The sequence below is a fragment of the Streptomyces sp. NPDC047853 genome, assembly GCF_043204535.1.
Taxonomy (GTDB): Bacteria; Actinomycetota; Actinomycetes; order Streptomycetales; family Streptomycetaceae; genus Streptomyces.
The window spans coordinates 195,964-213,526 of record NZ_JBIDCI010000010.1; the positions used below are offsets into that span (position 1 = coordinate 195,964).

General features: G+C 70.5%; 14 protein-coding genes and 1 tRNA gene. 6 read left to right on the forward strand and 9 right to left on the reverse strand.

Annotated features, from left to right (window positions below; genetic code table 11):
• Positions 1 to 31: 31 nt before the first annotated feature.
• Together ACGF5T_RS20495 and ACGF5T_RS20500 are read right to left on the reverse strand one after the other, a co-directional pair.
• Positions 32 to 667 (reverse strand): SIMPL domain-containing protein, encoded by a 636-nt coding sequence (locus ACGF5T_RS20495; RefSeq protein ID WP_356608020.1) that lies wholly within the window; start codon positions 665 to 667, stop codon positions 32 to 34.
• Between the two features lie 28 nt (positions 668 to 695).
• Positions 696 to 1,598, reverse strand: a complete 903-nt coding sequence (locus ACGF5T_RS20500; protein ID WP_356608164.1) for a hypothetical protein — start codon at positions 1,596 to 1,598, stop codon at positions 696 to 698.
• A 213-nt stretch (positions 1,599 to 1,811) separates the two neighbouring features.
• On the opposite strand from ACGF5T_RS20500, the gene ACGF5T_RS20505 reads away from it, so the two are divergent.
• The 4 genes from ACGF5T_RS20505 to ACGF5T_RS20520 all read left to right on the forward strand — a co-directional run bounded on the left by ACGF5T_RS20505 (position 1,812) and on the right by ACGF5T_RS20520 (position 7,709).
• Positions 1,812 to 2,165, forward strand: a complete 354-nt coding sequence (locus ACGF5T_RS20505; protein ID WP_356608018.1) for a chorismate mutase — start codon at positions 1,812 to 1,814, stop codon at positions 2,163 to 2,165.
• Between the two features lie 130 nt (positions 2,166 to 2,295).
• Positions 2,296 to 4,794, forward strand: a complete 2,499-nt coding sequence (gene pepN / locus ACGF5T_RS20510; RefSeq protein WP_356608016.1) for an aminopeptidase N — start codon at positions 2,296 to 2,298, stop codon at positions 4,792 to 4,794.
• Between the two features lie 135 nt (positions 4,795 to 4,929).
• The gene (locus ACGF5T_RS20515) at positions 4,930 to 6,300 is read left to right on the forward strand and encodes an aminotransferase class V-fold PLP-dependent enzyme (RefSeq protein WP_356608014.1); all 1,371 of its coding nucleotides are present in this window, start codon (positions 4,930 to 4,932) and stop codon (positions 6,298 to 6,300) included.
• Positions 6,297 to 7,709: a SidA/IucD/PvdA family monooxygenase gene (locus ACGF5T_RS20520; RefSeq protein WP_366766195.1), complete on the forward strand. Its 1,413-nt coding sequence runs from the start codon at positions 6,297 to 6,299 to the stop codon at positions 7,707 to 7,709. The genes ACGF5T_RS20515 and ACGF5T_RS20520 overlap by 4 nt, the downstream gene beginning before the upstream one ends.
• An 18-nt stretch (positions 7,710 to 7,727) precedes the next feature.
• On the opposite strand, the gene ACGF5T_RS20525 is transcribed toward ACGF5T_RS20520, so the two are convergent.
• The gene (locus ACGF5T_RS20525) at positions 7,728 to 9,533 is read right to left on the reverse strand and encodes a 5'-nucleotidase C-terminal domain-containing protein (RefSeq protein WP_366766196.1); all 1,806 of its coding nucleotides are present in this window, start codon (positions 9,531 to 9,533) and stop codon (positions 7,728 to 7,730) included.
• A 239-nt stretch (positions 9,534 to 9,772) separates the two neighbouring features.
• On the opposite strand from ACGF5T_RS20525, the gene pyk reads away from it, so the two are divergent.
• The gene (gene pyk / locus ACGF5T_RS20530) at positions 9,773 to 11,209 is read left to right on the forward strand and encodes a pyruvate kinase (RefSeq protein ID WP_366766198.1); all 1,437 of its coding nucleotides are present in this window, start codon (positions 9,773 to 9,775) and stop codon (positions 11,207 to 11,209) included.
• A 13-nt stretch (positions 11,210 to 11,222) separates the two neighbouring features.
• Here the strand turns inward: pyk and ACGF5T_RS20535 are convergent, their stop codons facing one another.
• On the reverse strand, positions 11,223 to 11,957 hold the full coding sequence (locus tag ACGF5T_RS20535; RefSeq protein ID WP_366766199.1) for a helix-turn-helix domain-containing protein: 735 nt from the start codon (positions 11,955 to 11,957) through the stop codon (positions 11,223 to 11,225).
• Positions 11,958 to 12,083: 126 nt separating this feature from the next.
• Positions 12,084 to 12,167, reverse strand: a tRNA-Leu gene (locus tag ACGF5T_RS20540).
• A gap of 103 nt (positions 12,168 to 12,270) precedes the next feature.
• Between ACGF5T_RS20540 and ACGF5T_RS20545 the strand changes: the two genes are divergently transcribed.
• Complete coding sequence (locus ACGF5T_RS20545; protein ID WP_053129133.1) at positions 12,271 to 12,927, forward strand: ANTAR domain-containing response regulator; 657 nt, start codon at positions 12,271 to 12,273, stop codon at positions 12,925 to 12,927.
• Between the two features lie 65 nt (positions 12,928 to 12,992).
• Here ACGF5T_RS20545 and ACGF5T_RS20550 read toward each other — a convergent pair whose 3' ends face one another.
• Genes ACGF5T_RS20550 through ACGF5T_RS20565 form a run of 4 tightly spaced genes read right to left on the reverse strand, consistent with a single transcriptional unit; the run spans position 12,993 to position 17,389 of the window.
• On the reverse strand, positions 12,993 to 13,709 hold the full coding sequence (locus ACGF5T_RS20550; RefSeq protein ID WP_356608003.1) for an ABC transporter ATP-binding protein: 717 nt from the start codon (positions 13,707 to 13,709) through the stop codon (positions 12,993 to 12,995).
• Positions 13,706 to 14,620 carry an ABC transporter ATP-binding protein gene (locus tag ACGF5T_RS20555; protein ID WP_356608001.1) on the reverse strand — a complete coding sequence of 305 codons (915 nt, stop codon included), beginning with the start codon at positions 14,618 to 14,620 and terminating at the stop codon, positions 13,706 to 13,708. The genes ACGF5T_RS20550 and ACGF5T_RS20555 overlap by 4 nt, the downstream gene beginning before the upstream one ends.
• Positions 14,621 to 14,624: 4 nt before the next feature.
• Positions 14,625 to 16,451 carry a branched-chain amino acid ABC transporter permease gene (locus tag ACGF5T_RS20560; protein WP_361016873.1) on the reverse strand — a complete coding sequence of 609 codons (1,827 nt, stop codon included), beginning with the start codon at positions 16,449 to 16,451 and terminating at the stop codon, positions 14,625 to 14,627.
• Between the two features lie 5 nt (positions 16,452 to 16,456).
• Positions 16,457 to 17,389 (reverse strand): branched-chain amino acid ABC transporter permease, encoded by a 933-nt coding sequence (locus ACGF5T_RS20565; protein ID WP_356607997.1) that lies wholly within the window; start codon positions 17,387 to 17,389, stop codon positions 16,457 to 16,459.
• Positions 17,390 to 17,563: the final 174 nt, after the last annotated feature.

A 17,563-nucleotide genomic window follows, 5' to 3' on the forward strand; every position in this document is an offset into this window, starting at 1 on the left:
GGCCAGTGGGCCCCCGCGGGCCCTCGTGGGTTCAGTGCGTCAGGGAGAACCCCAGCACCACGCCCGCCGACACCTCCACCATCCCCGGCGCCAGATCACCGGCCGAGCTGCCGCCCCCGCCCCCATGGCCCCGGTACTGGCGGAACGACTCGGCGTCCACGTCCTGGATGTGCACCACCGGGCCCAGCCGCACCCCCGCCGCCTCCGTGTACACCTCGGCCTTGCGGCGAGCGGCGGCCACGGCCCTGCGACGGGCCTCGTCGCGCATCGCCGGCTTGTCGTGCACGTCGAACTCGACCTCGTCGATCCGGTGCGCGCCCGCGTCCACCGCGTCCACGATGAGCTGCTGGAGCCCGTCCAGGGCCTCGGTCTGGACCGAGTAGGAGGCCTGGCAGCGGTACCCGAGGAACGTCCGCTCGCCGCCGTAGCCGTTGTACTCCGAGCTGAGCCTGAGGCGGGAGCCCGAGACCGAGGTGTCCGGTATCCCGTGCCGGCGCAGCACCTCACGCAGCCGGGCCACGGCCGTGCCGGCCCCCTCGAAGGCCCGGTCGGGCGCGGGCTCCAGCACGTCCACCGCCAGCTTCACCCGTACCAGCTGCGGCTCGACCCGCACACTGCCCGCACCGAACACACTGAGCCCCCAGGGCTCGTTGATCGTCTCCGTCATGCGGGCATTGAAGCACCGTTCACCCGTTCTAGGTGTCGCATTCCAGTACCGTCCGGCACAGCCCGCACCGCGCCCGCACCCGCCCCCGCACCGGCACCCTGATCCGCTGGTGACACGTCGGACAGGGGAACGACACCCGCAGCGGACCGCTCCCGCCCGCCGTGAACGCGTACGGCCCCTCCTCCGCCCCGGCGACGGCGTGCGGATCCTGATCCTGCGCGTGGCGGCGGTCCCGCGCGTACCGGCGGCGGCCCGCCCAGCCCGCCGCCGTCAACGGCGGCCGCTGCCCGTCCCGACGGGCCCGGGCCCTGCCCTCCCCGTACGCCGTGTAGGCCTGCGGACTGGTGAACCACACCGACGGGTCCTCCCCGAAGACCAGCGCCCGCTTGGCCAGGACATAGCCGAACTCCTCCGGCGTCAGATACCCCAGCTTCTGCGAGGACGCCGCGTCCTGGCGGAAGGCGTCCAGCAGCAGCCAGCCCGCGCCCAGGTACGCCGCCGCCGTGTCGGTGAGGATCTCGTTGTCCCGGGTGCCGGGGAAGGACAGGTCGAGGCGGTGCAGGTACACGTGCATCACCTCGTGCGCGAGGGCCGCCCCGATGTCCCGGCGATGCGTACGGAAGCGGTCGTTCAGCTCGACGAAGTACTCCGGCCCCGCCGCCAGCTCCACGCTCGCCGCGTGCGTCATCTCCCGGAAGGAGACGATCATCCGGGCGTCGGGCAGCCGGTAGTGGCGCACCAGCTCGCGAGCCACCCGCTGCGCCCCCAGATACAGGTCGTCCGTGTCGCAGAACGCCACGTCGGCCGGGGCCACGCTGGCCGAGAACGTCCGCACGGTGTCGTACGACAACCGCCTGTACAGCGCCGTGACGGCGGCCCGCACCGTCTCCAGGTGCGGGAAACCGTGCTCCACCGGTCCGCCGTTCGCCACGCCCACCCCCAAGACGCCTGAACCCTCCTCCCACTGTACGAGGGACGCCCCCGCCCCGGCAGCCGTGGCGCCCCTCCTGCAGTGGAAGGACGGGACCGGCCCGTCGCCGGCCGGACCGCGCCCAGGCCCCGCCCCCCCCCACGGCCCCCGCGAGGTTCTCGGGCCCTGAGACGGACTGCGACCGCCCCGCGTCCGCACGTAGGGTGGGCGCCCATGACCACCAGCAACACCGGTACCGGTGCCGTCGACCCCGCCGTCCGCGAGGAGCTGGCCCGGCTGCGGGACAGCATCGACAACATCGACGCGGCCGTCGTCCACATGCTCGCCGAGCGCTTCAAGTGCACCCAGCAGGTCGGCCACCTCAAGGCCCGGCACCAGCTCCCGCCCGCCGACCCGGCCCGGGAGGCCAAGCAGATCGCCCGCCTGCGCGCCCTCGCCGAAAGCGCCAAGCTGGACCCGGCGTTCGCCGAGAAGTTCCTGAACTTCATCATCGCCGAGGTGATCCACCACCACGAGCGCATCGCGGAGGACAACGGCAACGGCACGACCCCCGCCTCCTCCGACTGAACCCCGCGAGCCCCCGCGCCCCCACCAGGGGGCGCACGCCGGGGAGCGCACCGGGCCGGAACGGACCGGACATACTCCGCGTAGCGATCCGCCTCTGTGCCCTGCCCACCCCATCAGGCAGCATGGCGTCATGTCCGTACTGACGCGCGACGAAGCGCAGACCCGTGCCCGGCTCCTCGACGTCCACCACTACACGATCGACCTCGATCTGACCCGTGGGGACGAGACCTTCGACTCCCGCACCGCCATCCGTTTCACCGTCCGCGGCGAGACGGGCACCACGGACACCTTCGTCGAGGTCAAGCCCGCCGAGCTGCGCACCGTCACCCTGGACGGACACCCCCTCGACCCCGCCGCCCTGACCGACAACCGGCTCGCGCTGAAGAACCTCACCCCCGGCGAGCACGAACTGCGCGTCGAGGCCGCCATGCGCTACTCGCGCACCGGCGAGGGCATGCACCGCTTCACCGACCCCAGCGACGGCGAGACCTACGTCTACACGCAGCTGTTCATGGACGACGTCCAGCGCGTCTTCGCCGCCTTCGACCAGCCCGACCTGAAGGCCGTCTTCGACCTCACCGTCACCGCGCCCCAGGACTGGACCGTCCTCGCCAACGGCATCACCGAACACACCGGGGACGGCCACTGGAAGGCCGCCGCGACCCCCCTCATCTCCACCTACCTCGTGGCCGTCGCCGCCGGCCCCTGGCACTCCCAGCGCACCGAGCACCGCGGCCTGCCCTTCGCCATCCACTGCCGCCGCTCCCTCGCCCGCCACCTGGACGCCGACGCCGACGAACTCTTCGAGATCACCCGCGGCTGCTTCGACCGCTACCACGAGAAGTTCACCGAGCCCTACCCCTTCGACTCCTACGACCAGGCGTTCGTCCCCGAGTTCAACGCCGGCGCCATGGAGAACCCCGGCCTGGTCACCTTCCGCGACGAGTTCGTCTTCCGCTCCGCCGTCACCGACACCGAGCGGCAGACCCGCGCCATGGTCATCGCCCACGAGATGGCCCACATGTGGTTCGGCGACCTCGTCACCCTCCGCTGGTGGGACGACATCTGGCTGAACGAGTCCTTCGCCGAGTACATGGGCTACCAGACCACCGCCGAGGCCACCCGCTTCACCCGGACCTGGACCGACTTCGGCGTCACCCGCAAACCCTGGGGCTACGACGCCGACCAACGCCCCACCACCCACCCCGTCGCCCCCGAGAACGTCGAGGACACCGCCTCCGCCCTCCTCAACTTCGACGGCATCTCCTACGCCAAGGGCGCCTCCGCCCTGCGGCAACTCGTCACCTGGCTCGGCGAGAAGGACTTCCTGGCCGGCATCAACACCCACTTCGAACGGCACAAGTTCGCCAACGCCACCCTCGCCGACTTCATCGACTCCCTCGCCGCCGCCACCGACCGCGACGTCCACGCCTGGGCCGACGCCTGGCTGCGCACCACCGGCGTCGACACCCTCACCCCGCGCATCACCGGCGAGAACGGCAGCCGCGCCCTCACCGTCGACCACGCGGGCACCCGCCCCCACCGCATCGCCGTCGGCCTCTACGACCAGGACCTCACCGACGAGGGCCGGCTCACCCTGCGCGAACGCCTCGACCTCGACATCCCCCAGGACGAACCGAGGCCCATCGGCAAACTCCCCGCCCTGGTCGTCCTCAACGACGGCGACCTGAGCTACGCCAAGATCCGCTTCGACGCCGACTCCTTCCGGACCCTGCACGCCCGGCTCTCCGGCCTCCCCGACCCGCTGACCCGGGCCGTCGTCTGGAACGCGCTGCGCGACGCCGTCCGCGACGGCGACCTCACCACCGGCGCCTACCTGGACATCGCCCGCACCCATCTCCCCCACGAGACCGACCTCGCCCTCGTCGACGGCGTCCTCGCCTTCGCCTCCGCCCAGGTCGCCGACCGCTACGCCACCCCCGAACAGCGGCCCGCCGCCCTGGCCACCCTCACCGACCTCTGCCGCGACCTCATCCGCCGCACCGAGGACGGCGACCACCCCGGCCTGCGCCTCATCGCCGTACGCCACCGCATCGCCACCGCCGCCCACCCCGACACCATCGCCGCCTGGCTCGCCGACGGCACCGTCCCCGGCGGCCCCGAACTCGACCCCGAACTGCGCTGGCGCATCCTCACCCGCCTCGCCGTCCTCGGCGCCACCGACGAGACCGCCATCGCCGCCGAACTCGCCCGCGACCCCAGCGCCACCGGCCAGGAGGGCGCCGCCCGCTGCCGCGCCGCCCTGCCCGACCCCGAGGCCAAGAACCGCGCCTGGGAGGCCATGTTCGCCTCCGACGACCTCTCCAACTACCTCTTCACCGCCACCGCCCAGGGCTTCTGGCAACCCGAACAGGCCGACCTCGTCCAGGACTTCGTACCGCGCTACTACGCCGACGCGGTCGCCGTCGCCGCCCGCCGCGGCCCCGCCATCGCCGAGGCCGCCGGCCGCTGGGCCTTCCCCGTCCACGCCGTCGACACCGACAACCTGCGCCTCGGCCAGGCCTGCCTCGACGACGCCGAACCGACCCCCGCCCTGCGCCGCAAGCTCGCCGACCAACTCGACGACCTCGCCCGCGCCCTGCGGGTACGGGAGGCACGGACACACTGAGCCGCCGTGCGGCCGGCCCCCCACGGGAGACCGGCCGCACACATACCCCTTTCGGGTTGCGATCGTTGGGCTGTCCGGGCGTATCCACGCAACCCCGTGCACGCTGGAACTCCCCTCACGCCCGGAGGACAGCCCATGGGCATGCCGCCCCTCGCCTCGGGCCCGCACGGCCCCGACCGTCTGCGGCCCCTGCTCGACACCGTGCTCGACGCCCTGCGCACCGGCGCCGCGGCCCGCGGCGGCCCCCTCCCCGCGGGCGGCCCCGAAGCCGTCGCCACCCGCGTCGCGCAGGCAGCCGGCACCCTCCTGCCCGACCAGGGGGACCCCGAGGCCCTCCGCACCCTGGTCACCGCCCTCGCCGCCGGCGCCGCCGACCCCGCCCACCCCCTGTGCGCCGCCCACCTGCACGGCGCACCCCTCGCCGTCGCCGCGGCCGCCGACCTCGCCGCGAGCGTCCTCAACCCCTCCCTCGACTCCTGGGACCAGGCACCGGCCGCCTCCGCACTGGAAACCCTCGTCACCCGCACCCTGGCCCACGAGACCGGCGCCACCGACGCCCTCGTCACCACCGGCGGCACCGAGTCCAACCAACTCGCCGTCCTCCTCGCCCGCGAAGCACACGGCCCGAACGTGCGACTGCTCCACGGCCCCGGCGTCCACCACTCGGTGCCCCGCGCCGCCTGGCTGCTGGGCCTGCCCGAACCCGTCACCGTCCCCGCCCCCGCCGGCACCCTCGACCCCGCCTCCCTCGACGAGGCACTCACCCGCATCCCCGGACCCCACCTCGTCGTCGCCACCGCCGGCACCACCGACGCCGGCCTCATCGACCCGCTCCCCGAGATCGCCGACCGCTGCACCGCCCACGGCGCCCGCCTCCACGTCGACGCCGCCTACGGCGCGGGCCTCCTCTTCAGCGACCGGCACCGACCCCGCCTCGCCGGACTCGACGCCGCCCACACCGTCACCCTCGACCTGCACAAACTCGGCTGGCAGCCCATCGCCGCCGGCCTCCTCACGGTCAAGGACGGCGACGACCTCGCCGCGCTTCACCACCGCGCCGACTACCTCAACCCGGACGACGACACCGCCGCCGGCCTCCCCGACCTCCTCGGCCGCTCGCCCCGCACCAGCCGGCGCCCCGACATCCTCAAGATCGCCGTCACCCTCAAGACCCTGGGCCGCACCGGCCTCGGCGCCCTCGTCGACACCGTCTGCACGCTCGCCGAGGAGTTCGCCGCCCTCGTCCACGACCACCCCGGGTTCGAACTGCACGCCCCGCCCACCATCAGCACGGTCCTCTTCCGGCCCGCGCACGCCACCGACGACACCGTGGCCACCGTCCGCCGCACCCTCCTCACCACCGGCGCCGCCGTCCTCGGCCGGGCCCGCACCGACGGCCGGCTCTGGCTCAAGGCCACCCTCCTCAACCCCCACACCCGGCCCGCCGACCTGGCCACCCTCCTGACCCTCGTGGAAACAGCCCTGGAAGGACCCACCCCCCGGTGAACACCACCCCCGACCCCACGCCCGACGCCCCCCGCGACCTCGTCGGCATCGGCATCGGCCCCTTCAACCTCTCCCTCGCCGCCCTCGCCGACCCCCTCACCGGCCTCCACACCGTCTTCTACGACCAGCGCCCCGCCTTCCACTGGCACCCCGGCCTGCTCATCGACGGCGCACGCGTCCAAGTGCCCTTCCTCGCCGACCTGGTCACCCTCGTCGACCCGGCCAGCCCCTGGACCTTCCTCAACCACCTCAGGGCCCGCGACCGCCTCTTCCCCTTCTACTTCGCCGAACGCTTCCACATCCAGCGCGCCGAGTACGACGCCTACTGCCGCTGGGTCGCCGAAGCCCTCCCCTCCCTCCGCTTCCACCACCAGGTCGACGCCGTCCGCTGGAACCCCGAACGCGACCTCTTCGAAGTCGACTACACCCAACTCGACGCCGACGGAGAGGCCGAAGCCCTCGGCCGCACCCACACCCGCAACGTCGTCCTCGGCGTCGGCACCGAACCCCACGTCCCCGACCCCCTCAAACCCCTCGTCGACGCCCCCGGCGTCCCCGTCGTCCACGCCGCCGACTACCTCGACCACCGCGACACCCTCCTCGCCGCCGGACACGTCACCGTCATCGGCACCGGCCAGTCCGGCGCCGAGATCTTCCTCGACCTGCTCCGCCACCGCCCCGCAGGCCGCGAGAAACTGCACTGGCTCGGCCGCAGCGAGGCCTTCGCCCCCATGGAGTACTCCAAGCTCGGCCTGGAACACTTCACCCCCGACTACACCCGCTACTTCCACGCCCTCACCGAACCGGTCCGCGACCGCCTCGTCGCCGGACAATGGCAACTCCACAAGGGCATCGACGCCGACACCACCGCCGCCATCCACGACGAGCTCTACCGCCGCACCCTCGACGGCGGCTGGCCCGACACCGTCCTCACCCCCGGCGTCCACGTCCGCACCGCCGGCCGCATCGCCACCACCCAGGTCGAACTGCACCTCGAACACGAACAGCAGAAAACCCGCTCCCGCCTCACCACCGACGCCGTCGTCCTCGCCACCGGCTACCGCGAACGCCCCCTCGGCCACGTCCTCGCCGGCCTCGACCCCTACATGCGCCGCGACAGCCACGAACGCCCCCGCGTCGACGAACGCTTCCGCCTCGTCCTCGACCCCTCCGTCACCGGCCGCGTCTACGTCCAGAACGCCGAGACCCACACCCACGGCGTCGGCGCCCCCGACCTCGGCCTCGCCGCCTGGCGCAGCGCCACCATCCTCAACGACCTCACCGGACAGGAGCCCTACCCGCTCCCCACCCGCACCGCCTTCACCACCTTCGGCCTCGAACGCGGACAGCCCCAGATCCCCTCCGCACGCGACCGCCGGACACTGACCCCGCTGGTCGAAGGAGTCTGAGGCCGCACCGCACCGCGCTCAGAACACCGGCACGCCGTCCCGCGTCAACGACCAGTCCACGGACGCGAAGTCCTTCGGATCCAGCACGCCCCTCGCCGTCACCCACTCGGCGATCCGCGTCCGGATCTCCGTCGACTCCGACCACAGCTCCCTGGCCGCCGCCACATGCGGGAAGGCACCCCCGCCGTTGGCCCGGTAGTTGTTCACCGCCAGCACGAACTGCTGAGCATCGTCCAACGGCACACCACCGTGCGCCAGATTCCGGATACGCGACCCCGGCGCCTGCGCGATGTCGATCTCGTACGTCAGCCCCGACACGTAGTCGTAGTTGTAGTCCGGACGGCCGTTCGCGTTGGTCAGCCCGTCCACCTCCACCGGCGCCCCGGCCGCCGTCCGCACGTAGTACTCCGCCGAGTACTCCAGGTACGCCCGCACCTGCGCACCCGTCATCAACTTCGCGACCAGCGTGTTGTCGTACACGTACAGACTCGACAGGTCCCGGATCGTCACGTTCCCCGCGGGAATCTCCGAGGTCCGCGAGAACGGCGACGCCTGCGCGAGAACCGGCAGCGAGGCGAACTCCGTACCGGCCAGCGCCTCCCGGACCACGTCCTCCTGCACCTTCGTGATCAGGTCGATGATCGGGGCGTCCCGGTACCGCGCCTCGACCGTCGTCAACGTCTCGGTCGCGGTGCCGACCACCTGGTTGACGTACGCCACGACCTCCGCGTGCTGCCGGCCGAGCAGCTCGGTGATCCGCGGGTCGTCCTCGACCGTCCTCGCGTCGCGCAGCGACGCCCGGACCGACTCCACCTGCCACCGGCCACGCTCGAAGACCAGCTCGAAATCGAACAGGGTGAGCCGCTCCGCGTAACACAGCGGCTCCGACAGGACGACCGTCCTCCCGGTCTTCTCGTTGACGACCTTCAGCTCCGGGATCTCCACATGCGCGTGCCCGACGAGGATCGCGTCGATACCCGGCACCTGCCGGGCCACGTTCGCCGCCGCGTTCTCCACGTACGGCAACTGGTCACCGTAGGAGGACGTGCCCGACGACCCCGAGTGCGCCGACACCACCACCACGTCCGCACCCATCGAGCGCAGCTTCGGCACCCACTTGGCGGCCTGCTCCTCCAGCCCCGGGAAGGCCAGCTTCCCCTGCACGTACGCCTTGTCCCAGATCGCGATGCCCGGATTGGTCAGCCCCAGCACCGCCACCTTCACCGGCGGCGCGCCCTTCACCCGGAACGTCTTCATGAAGTACGGCGGGAACGCCGGCTTCAGCGTCTTCGCGTCCACCGCGTTGGCGCCCAGCAGCGGGAAGTCGCACTGCTCCTCGAACGTGCGCAGCGTCTCGATGCCGTAGTTGAACTCGTGGTTGCCGAGCGCCACCGCGTCGTACCCGATCGCGTTCATCGCCTGCGCCATCGGGTGCACCGGACCGCCCTCGGCGGTGATCGGGTCCACCTTCGCGTAGTAGTACGTCAGCGGGGTGCCCTGGATGGTGTCACCCGCGTCCAGCAGCAGCGTGTTGCGGCGGCCCTTCTCCTCGCGGACCCGGTCCACCAGGGTGGACACGCGAGCCAGCCCCTGGGCGTTGCCCGCCGCGTCCGTGTACTCGGCGTCCTTGAAGTAGTCCCAGTTGAAGACGTGCCCGTGCAGGTCGGTGGTGCCGAGCACGGTCAGCGCGTACCGCTTGGGCTTCCCGCGGCCCCCGCGCCCGGTGGCCGCCCCGGCCGCCGGAGCCGCCGCCGCACCGGCCAGTGCCACCCCCGCCCCCGTCACGGCGGACCTGCTCAGGAACTTCCGGCGGTTCAACGGCATGGCTGGCTCTCCTCGGCGACGACGCGTCACAACAACGCGCGTAGATTCCTTCCTGATCACACCGCGTGTCAACAGGTGATCGCTCACATGCCCGAAAAGGGAAAGAAAGACCGCCCGGAATGCTCATCGGAGCATCCCGGTGCACAATTCAACACTTGTCAATAACCCTTCACCCGGCCGTGGTTGGACAGTCATGCGCGGCCAATTCGCTACCGGCCGGTAAGTCATAGGCTCGACCCATGCGCCGAGCAAAGATCGTCTGCACCCTGGGGCCCGCCACCGACTCCTACGACCAGATCAAAGACCTGGTCGACGCCGGAATGGACATCGCCCGCTTCAATTTCAGCCACGGCACCCACGCCGAACACGAAGAGCGCTACCACCGCGTCCGAAAGGCCTCCGACGAGACCGGCCGCAGCGTCGGCACCCTCGCCGACCTTCAAGGCCCGAAGATCCGGCTCGGCACCTTCGCCGAAGGCCCCGTACTCCTTGAACGCGACGACACCTTCACCCTCACCGTCGAAGAAGGCGCCCAAGGCGACCGCCACGGCTGCGGCACCACCTACGCAGGCCTCGCCGCCGACGTCACCCCCGGCGAACGCGTCCTCGTCGACGACGGCAAGGTCTGCCTGGAGGTCACCGGCGTCGACGGCCCCACGATCCGGACCACCGTCGTCGAGGGCGGCGTGGTCTCCGACCACAAGGGCCTCAACCTCCCCGGCGTCGCCGTCTCCGTCCCCGCCCTCTCCAAGAAGGACGAGGACGACCTCCGCTGGGCCCTGCGCAACGGATTCGACGTCATCGCCCTCTCCTTCGTCCGCAGCGGACGCGACGTCCTCGACGTCCACCGCATCATGGACGAGGAGGGCCGCCGCCTCCCCGTCATCGCCAAGGTCGAGAAGCCGCAGGCCGTCGAGAACATCGAGGACATCGTCGCCGCCTTCGACGGCATCATGGTCGCCCGGGGCGACCTCGGCGTCGAAATGCCCCTGGAGCAGGTCCCGATCGTCCAGAAGCGCGCCATCAAGCTCGCCAAGCGCAACGCCAAACCCGTCATCGTCGCCACCCAGATGCTCGACTCGATGATCGACAACGCCCGCCCGACCCGCGCCGAGGCCTCCGACGTCGCCAACGCCGTCATCGACGGCACCGACGCGGTGATGCTCTCCGGCGAGACCAGCGTCGGCAAACACCCCATCGACACGGTCCGCACGATGGCCCGGATCGTCGAGGCGGCGGAGGAGGACATCCTCGCCAAGGGCCTGCCCCCGCTCACCGACCGCAACAAGCCCCGCACCCAGGGCGGCGCGGTCGCCCGCGCGGCGGCGGAGATCGGCGACTTCCTCGGCGCGAAGTTCCTCGTCGCCTTCACCCAGTCCGGCGACACCGTCCGCCGCCTCTCCCGCTACCGCTCACCCATCCCGCTGCTCGCCTTCACCCCCGAACCGGCCACGCGCTCCCAGCTGAGCCTTACCTGGGGCGTCGAGACCTTCATCGGCCCGCACGTGGACTCCACCGACGCGATGGTCGACCAGGTGGACGAACTCCTCACCCGCTACGGCCGCTGCGCGAAGGGCGACGTCGTGGTCATCACGGCCGGCTCCCCGCCCGGGGTGTCGGGCTCGACCAACCTGGTCCGGGTCCACCACATCGGGGAGGACGACAGCCCCAGGTAGGCAGACCCGGGCATCAGTACTTGGGGCCTACGTGGGCGTCCATGAGGGCTACGGAGGCTTTGCGGGCCACGGAGATGTTGTAGGCGTTGCCGTGGCGCGTGCAGTGCGTCCACTCGACGCCGAGTGCGTCGAGGGTGTCCGTGTACAGGCGGCGGATGTCGGCCGAGACGTTGGTGAAGACGTACCGGGGATACTCGTAACGCTTGCGTTCGCCATCGACGACACGGGTCGTCCAGTTGGTGACGCGACAGCCGTCAGAGTGAATCAGCCCACGGACGAACTCCCAGGGATGGGCACCGACGATCGCCTGTTGCCAGGACTCCAGGGCGATTTTGCGCTCGTGCTTCTTGCCGGGGCCGTGCTGGGGGAACATGCAGCACCAGTGCTTGGTGTAGGACTTGACCTCGACGCACCCGGGTTTGCGGCGCCGACTCACACAGGGCAGGGGCATGACCCTGCGCATGGCCTCTTCCGCCGTGGCGATCAGACCGACCTGGGTGGCGTTGCAGAAGATCGACAGATGGTGCTGGCCGGGCTTGGAGACGATATGGCCGTCGCCGAGATAGAGGCCGAGCAGATAGGCGTACGCGGTCTCGTCGAACACGCGGTCCGTGCACAGCGGGCAGTCGGTCGGCGACTCGTACGTCTCGCCGCGTGCCCTGCGGTCCTCGCTGCGCCACCAGCCGACGGTGCCTCGCGGGACGTGGAGCAGCTCGGACACCTCGCGATTGGGGACGCCCTGCCTCATGAGGGTGACAGCAAAAGCGCGAATCGAAGGGCTGTGCTGTTCCATGAGGTCACTTTGCGCCCCTGTCCGTGATCACGGACAGGGAAGAGCGGAGGTTCACGAGAACGTGAGCCTCCGCTCGAAAAGTGCCCGGTGTGGGATTCGAACCCACATGCCCAAAGGGCACGGCATTTTGAGTGCCGCGAGTCTGACCAGTTCCTCCAACCGGGCAAGATTGGTGACCGCTGGGAAGTGTACCGGTTCACTTCGATCCGTCGCAGCTAGGTAGGCTCTTGTCAGCAGTACCGCCCGCCCCGGAACAAGGAGCGCCCACGTGACCGCCCCCGAGTCGCCCCAGCCCGCCGACGTGAACGACGACGACAAGTCGCACGTGCCTCCGCTGACGACCCGAGTCGTCATCGCCGAGGACGAGGCGCTCATCCGGCTGGACCTCAAAGAGATGCTGGAGGAGGAGGGGTACTCCGTCGTCGGTGAGGCCGGTGACGGGGAGCAGGCCGTGGAGCTGGCCCGTGAGCACCGCCCCGACCTGGTGATCCTGGACGTGAAGATGCCCAAGCTCGACGGCATCTCCGCGGCCGAGAAGATCGCCGAGGAGAGCATCGCGCCGGTGCTGATGCTGACCGCGTTCTCGCAGCGCGACCTGGTGGAGCGGGCCCGGGACGCGGGGGCCATGGCGTACCTGGTCAAGCCGTTCAGCAAGAGCGACGTCGTCCCGGCGATCGAGATGGCGGTCTCGCGGTTCACGGAGCTGAAGGAGCTGGAGAAGGAGGTCGCCGACCTCAGCCAGCGCCTGGAGACCCGCAAGCTGGTCGACCGTGCCAAGTCGGTGCTCCAGACGGAGTACGGCCTGACCGAGCCGGCCGCGTTCCGGTGGATCCAGAAGACCTCGATGGACCGGCGGATGTCGATGCAGCAGGTGGCCGAGGCGGTCATCCAGGACGCCGAGGAGAAGAAGGCGTCCAAGGGCTGAGCACGGTACGACCGAGGCCCGCGCCCCTGTCCGGGGGTGCGGGCCTCGGTCGTACCGGCGCGGGGTCAGTCCTCGCCGAGGTAGGCCTTGCGGACCGACTCGTCGTGGAGGAGGTCCTGGCCGCTGCCGGACAGGACGATGTTGCCGACCTCCATGACGTGGCCGTGGTCGGCCAGGGACAGGGCCGCCTGGGCGTTCTGCTCGACGAGCAGGATCGTGGTGCCCTGGGACTTCAGCTCGGCGATCGTCGCCATGATCTTCTGCATCATGATCGGCGAGAGGCCCATGGACGGCTCGTCCAGCATGAGCAGCTTCGGCTGGGACATCAGGGCGCGGCCCATGGCGAGCATCTGCTGCTCGCCGCCGGAGAGGGTGCCCGCGGCCTGCTTCCGGCGCTCCCCGAGGATCGGGAAGAGGTCGTAGGCGCGCTGGATGTCCTTCTCGATGCCCTGCTTGTCACTGCGGAGGAAGGCGCCGAGGCGGAGGTTGTCCTCGATCGTCATGCGCGGGAAGATGTGCCGCCCCTCGGGGGAGTGGGCGAGTCCCAGGGAGACGATCTGGTGGGCGGGCACCTTCTTGAGGGACTTGCCGCCGAACTTGATCTGGCCGCCGACCGGCTTGAGGAGGCCGGAGAGGGTGCGCAGGGTGGTGGTCTTGCCGGCGCCGTTGGTGCCGATGAGGGTGACCACCTCGCCGGCGTCGACCTTGAAGGAGATGCCCTTGACGGCCTCGATCTTGCCGTAGGCGACGCGGAGGTCCTCGACCTCGAGCAGTGCGGTCATCGGTCGTTCTCCTTGCCGGCCGCGGTGTTCTTGGTGGTGTCGGCCTGGGCGGCCTCCGCGGCCTCGACCTCGGCGGCCTCCGCGGCGCCGGGGTCGTTGTCGAGGGGCTCGCCGAGGTAGGCGGCGACCACGCGTTCGTCGCCCTGCACGGTGGCGCTGTCGCCCTCGACGAGTTTCTGGCCCTGTACGAGGACGGCGACGCGGTCGCAGAGGTTGAAGATGAAGCGCATGTCGTGCTCGATGACGAGGACGGCGATGCCCTTGTCGCGGATGGCGAAGACGAGTTCCTCGGTGGCCCGTGTCTCCTGCGGGTTCATGCCGGCGGTCGGCTCGTCCAGGAGCAGCAGGCCGGGTTCGCTGGCGAGGGCGCGGGCGATCTCCAGTTTGCGCTGCTCGCCGTAGGGGAGGTTGCGCGAGAGGTGGTCGGCCTTGGCGGCCAGGCCGACGAACTCGAGCAGTTCCATGGCGCGTTCGCGGGAGGTGGCCTCGGCCTTGTGGAAGCCGGGGCCGCGCAGGACGGCCGACCAGAAGCCTTCCTTGGTGCGTGTGTGGCGGCCGACGAGGACGTTCTCCAGGACCGTCATGTTGGCGAACAGGCGGATGTTCTGGAAGGTGCGGGCGATGCCCGCGGCCGTGACCTTGAAGGATTTGGCGGGCAGGACGGTGCCCTTGTAGCGGACTTCGCCCTCGGTCGGTATGTAGAGGCCGGTGAGGCAGTTGAAGAAGGTGGTCTTGCCGGCGCCGTTGGGGCCGATGAGGCCGACGATCTCGCCGCTGTTGACGGTGAGGTCGACGTTGTTGACCGCGGTGAGGCCTCCGAAGCGCATGGTGACGCCGCGCGCGTCGAGGACCGTGGTGCCGGGGGTGGGGGCGCCCGGGGCGGTGTCCTTGGTGGTGGTGTCGGTGGTCATGTGGTCAGGCCCCTGTCTTGCTCAGGGTGGTGGGCGCTTCGGCCTCTTCGTGGAATTCCAGTTTGCGGCGTCGGTTGGCGATGAGGCCTTCGGGACGGAAGCGCATGAGCAGGACGAGCGCGAGTCCGAAGGCGAAGAGCTGGTAGTCGCCGAGGAACTGGAGCTTGTTGGGGATCAGGAAGAGCAGGGAGGCGCCGATGAGCGGGCCTGCGATGGTGCCCATGCCGCCGAGGACGACCGCCGCGAGCAGGAAGGCCGAGTTGGGTGGCGTGGTGCCGGCGAAGAGGTACTGCTCGGGGGTGACGGTGTAGGTGACGTGGGCCTGCACGGTGCCGGCGAGGCCGGCGAGGGTGGCGCCGACGGCGAAGGCGATGAGCTTGACGCGGAAGCCGTTGATGCCCATGGCGAGCGCGGCGGTCTCGTCCTCGCGGATGGCGACCCAGGCGCGGCCGATGCGGGAGTCGCCGCTGCGTCGGAAGACGAGGACGACGACCGCGGTGATGATCAGCATCAGGAAGAAGTAGTTGGCGAAGCGGCCGATGGTGAAGCCGCCGATGTCGTGCTGTACGCCGAGGTCCAGACCTAGGATCTTGAGGTCGGGGATGGAGGAGACGCCGTTGGAGCCGTTGGTGAGGTCCGGCCCCGAGGTGCCGTCGAGGTTGTTGGCGGTGATGCGGAAGATCTCGCCGAAGCCGAGGGTCACGATGGCGAGGTAGTCGCCGCGCAGTCGCAGGGTGGGGGCGCCGATCAGGACGCCGAAGACGAGCGAGGCGATGGCGCCGACGATGACCGCGGCCCAGAAGGGGAAGTGGACGTCGAACGGCGAGCTGGGGGAGCCGGAGACCAGGGCGGCCGCGTAGGCGCCGACGCCGAGGAAGGCGACGTAGCCGAGGTCGAGCAGGCCGGCGAGGCCGACGACGATGTTCAGTCCGAGGGCGACCGTGGCGAAGATGAGGATGTAGACGCCGAGGGTGGCGTACTGGTCGTCGGACTGGGTGAAGGGGAAGCAGGCCGCGGCGATGAAGGCGCCGCAGACGGTGATGTTCTGGTGCCGGGAGGTGATCTCGGTGGCGTGGGCGATCAGGCCGGCCTTGTGGAGGGCGGCGAAGCCGAGGCCGGCGGTGATGAGGAAGCCGACGAAGAGTTCGTCGTACTCGGTGCCGATGCCGTAGGTGAAGACGAGCAGGGCGATCGAGAGCATCGCGACGATGATCAGGATCTCGACGTAGGACGGCAGGGCCCGTACGGGGCGCGGTGTCCCGGTGGCGAAGGCCGCCCGGACGGTCTGCCAGTTGTGCGAGGCGGTGTGCTTGAACTGCTCCCAGCCGGTGTCGTCCGGGTCGAACGGGTCCGGCTCCGGGTGCTCGAAGGGCAGGGCGAGGGCGCCGAGGAGGGCGAGCAGGGTGGCGCCGGCCGCGACGTAGCCGCCGGGCTCCAGGTTGACCAGGCCGCCGAGCTGGGCGCTGATCGCGATGATCGTGTACCAGGTGGTCGCGAAGGCGGCGAGGGCGGCGAACTTGAGCGCCGCGTCCGCTCCGGAGGGCGCCAGCCAGCCCAGGCCCTTGACTCCGTAGGAGGCGAGGCCGAGGAGGGTGGTGAGGGCGCCGGCGATCAGGACCAGGACCTGGAGGCCGCCGGGGTAGCCGTAGACGGTGAGGTCGCCGGGGAACTCGGAGGTCCAGGTCCAGGCGAGGAACGTGGAGATGACGGTGAGGACGCCGCCGCCGGTGGCGAGGGCGCGGCCGATGTGGGCGGGGATCCCGATGAGGCCGGAGGTGTTGCCCGCGGCGGTGGTGCCGGCGGCCTTCGGTGCTGTGGTCTGTGTGGTCATCGGTGTCACGCCCTGTCCGCAACGCGTTCGCCGAGCAGGCCCTGTGGCCTGAACAGGAGTACGAGGATGAGGAGGATGAAGGCCCAGACGTCGGCCCAGGACTGGCTGCCGAGCTTCTCCAGACCGGGCACGTCGGCGATGAAGGCGGTGGCCAGGGTCTCGGCGACACCGAGGACGACGCCGCCGATCATGGCGCCGTAGATGTTGCCGATACCGCCGAGGACCGCCGCGGTGAAGGCCTTGAGACCGAGGATGAAGCCCATCCGGAAGTCGATGTCGCCGTACTTCAGACCGTTGGCGACGGCGCCGACGGCGGCGAAGAGGGCACCGAGGGCGAAGGCGACCACGATGATGCGGTCGGTGTTGACACCCATCAGCTTGGCGGTGTCCGGGTCCTGCGCGGTGGCCTGCATGCCGCGGCCGGTGCGGGTGCGCATCACGAAGAAGGCGAGGATCGCCATGCTGACCGGGGCGGCGATGAGCAGGAAGATGTCGCCGGTCTGGATGGTGACGCTGCCGATGTGGAACGGCCCGCCTTCGATCTGCGGGAAGCTGATCTTCGACTTGGCGCCGGGGTACCAGGCCCACACCGCCTGCTGGAGGGCGAGGGAGAGGCCGATGGCGGTGATGAGGGGCGCGAGGCGTGGTGCGCCGCGCAGGGGACGGTAGGCGAACCGTTCCGCCCCGACCGCCACGGTGACGGAGACCATCATGGCGCCTATGAGCATGAGCGGAAGGGCGATCAGCATGGAGGTGCCGTCGGGCAGGATGTAGAGGTAGACCGTGAGCGCGCCGAAGGCGCCGGTCATGAAGATCTCGCCGTGGGCGAAGTTGATGAGCTGGACAATGCCGTAGACCATTGTGTAGCCGATGGCGACCAGCCCGTACATGGATCCCAGTAGCAGGCCGTTGACCAGCTGCTGCGGCAGTTCGTTCACCGCATGTCCTCCGAGACTTTCGGAACTATCGACGGATGTGGCCGGATGCGAGTCCGCGCGGGGCGCCGGTGGAACAGCGCCCCCCGCGGCGCGTGATCACGTGATCAGGGGTGCGTGCGGTGGGTCACCCGGGGGGGGTGCCGGACGTCACCCACTTCCACGCCCCCTTAACGA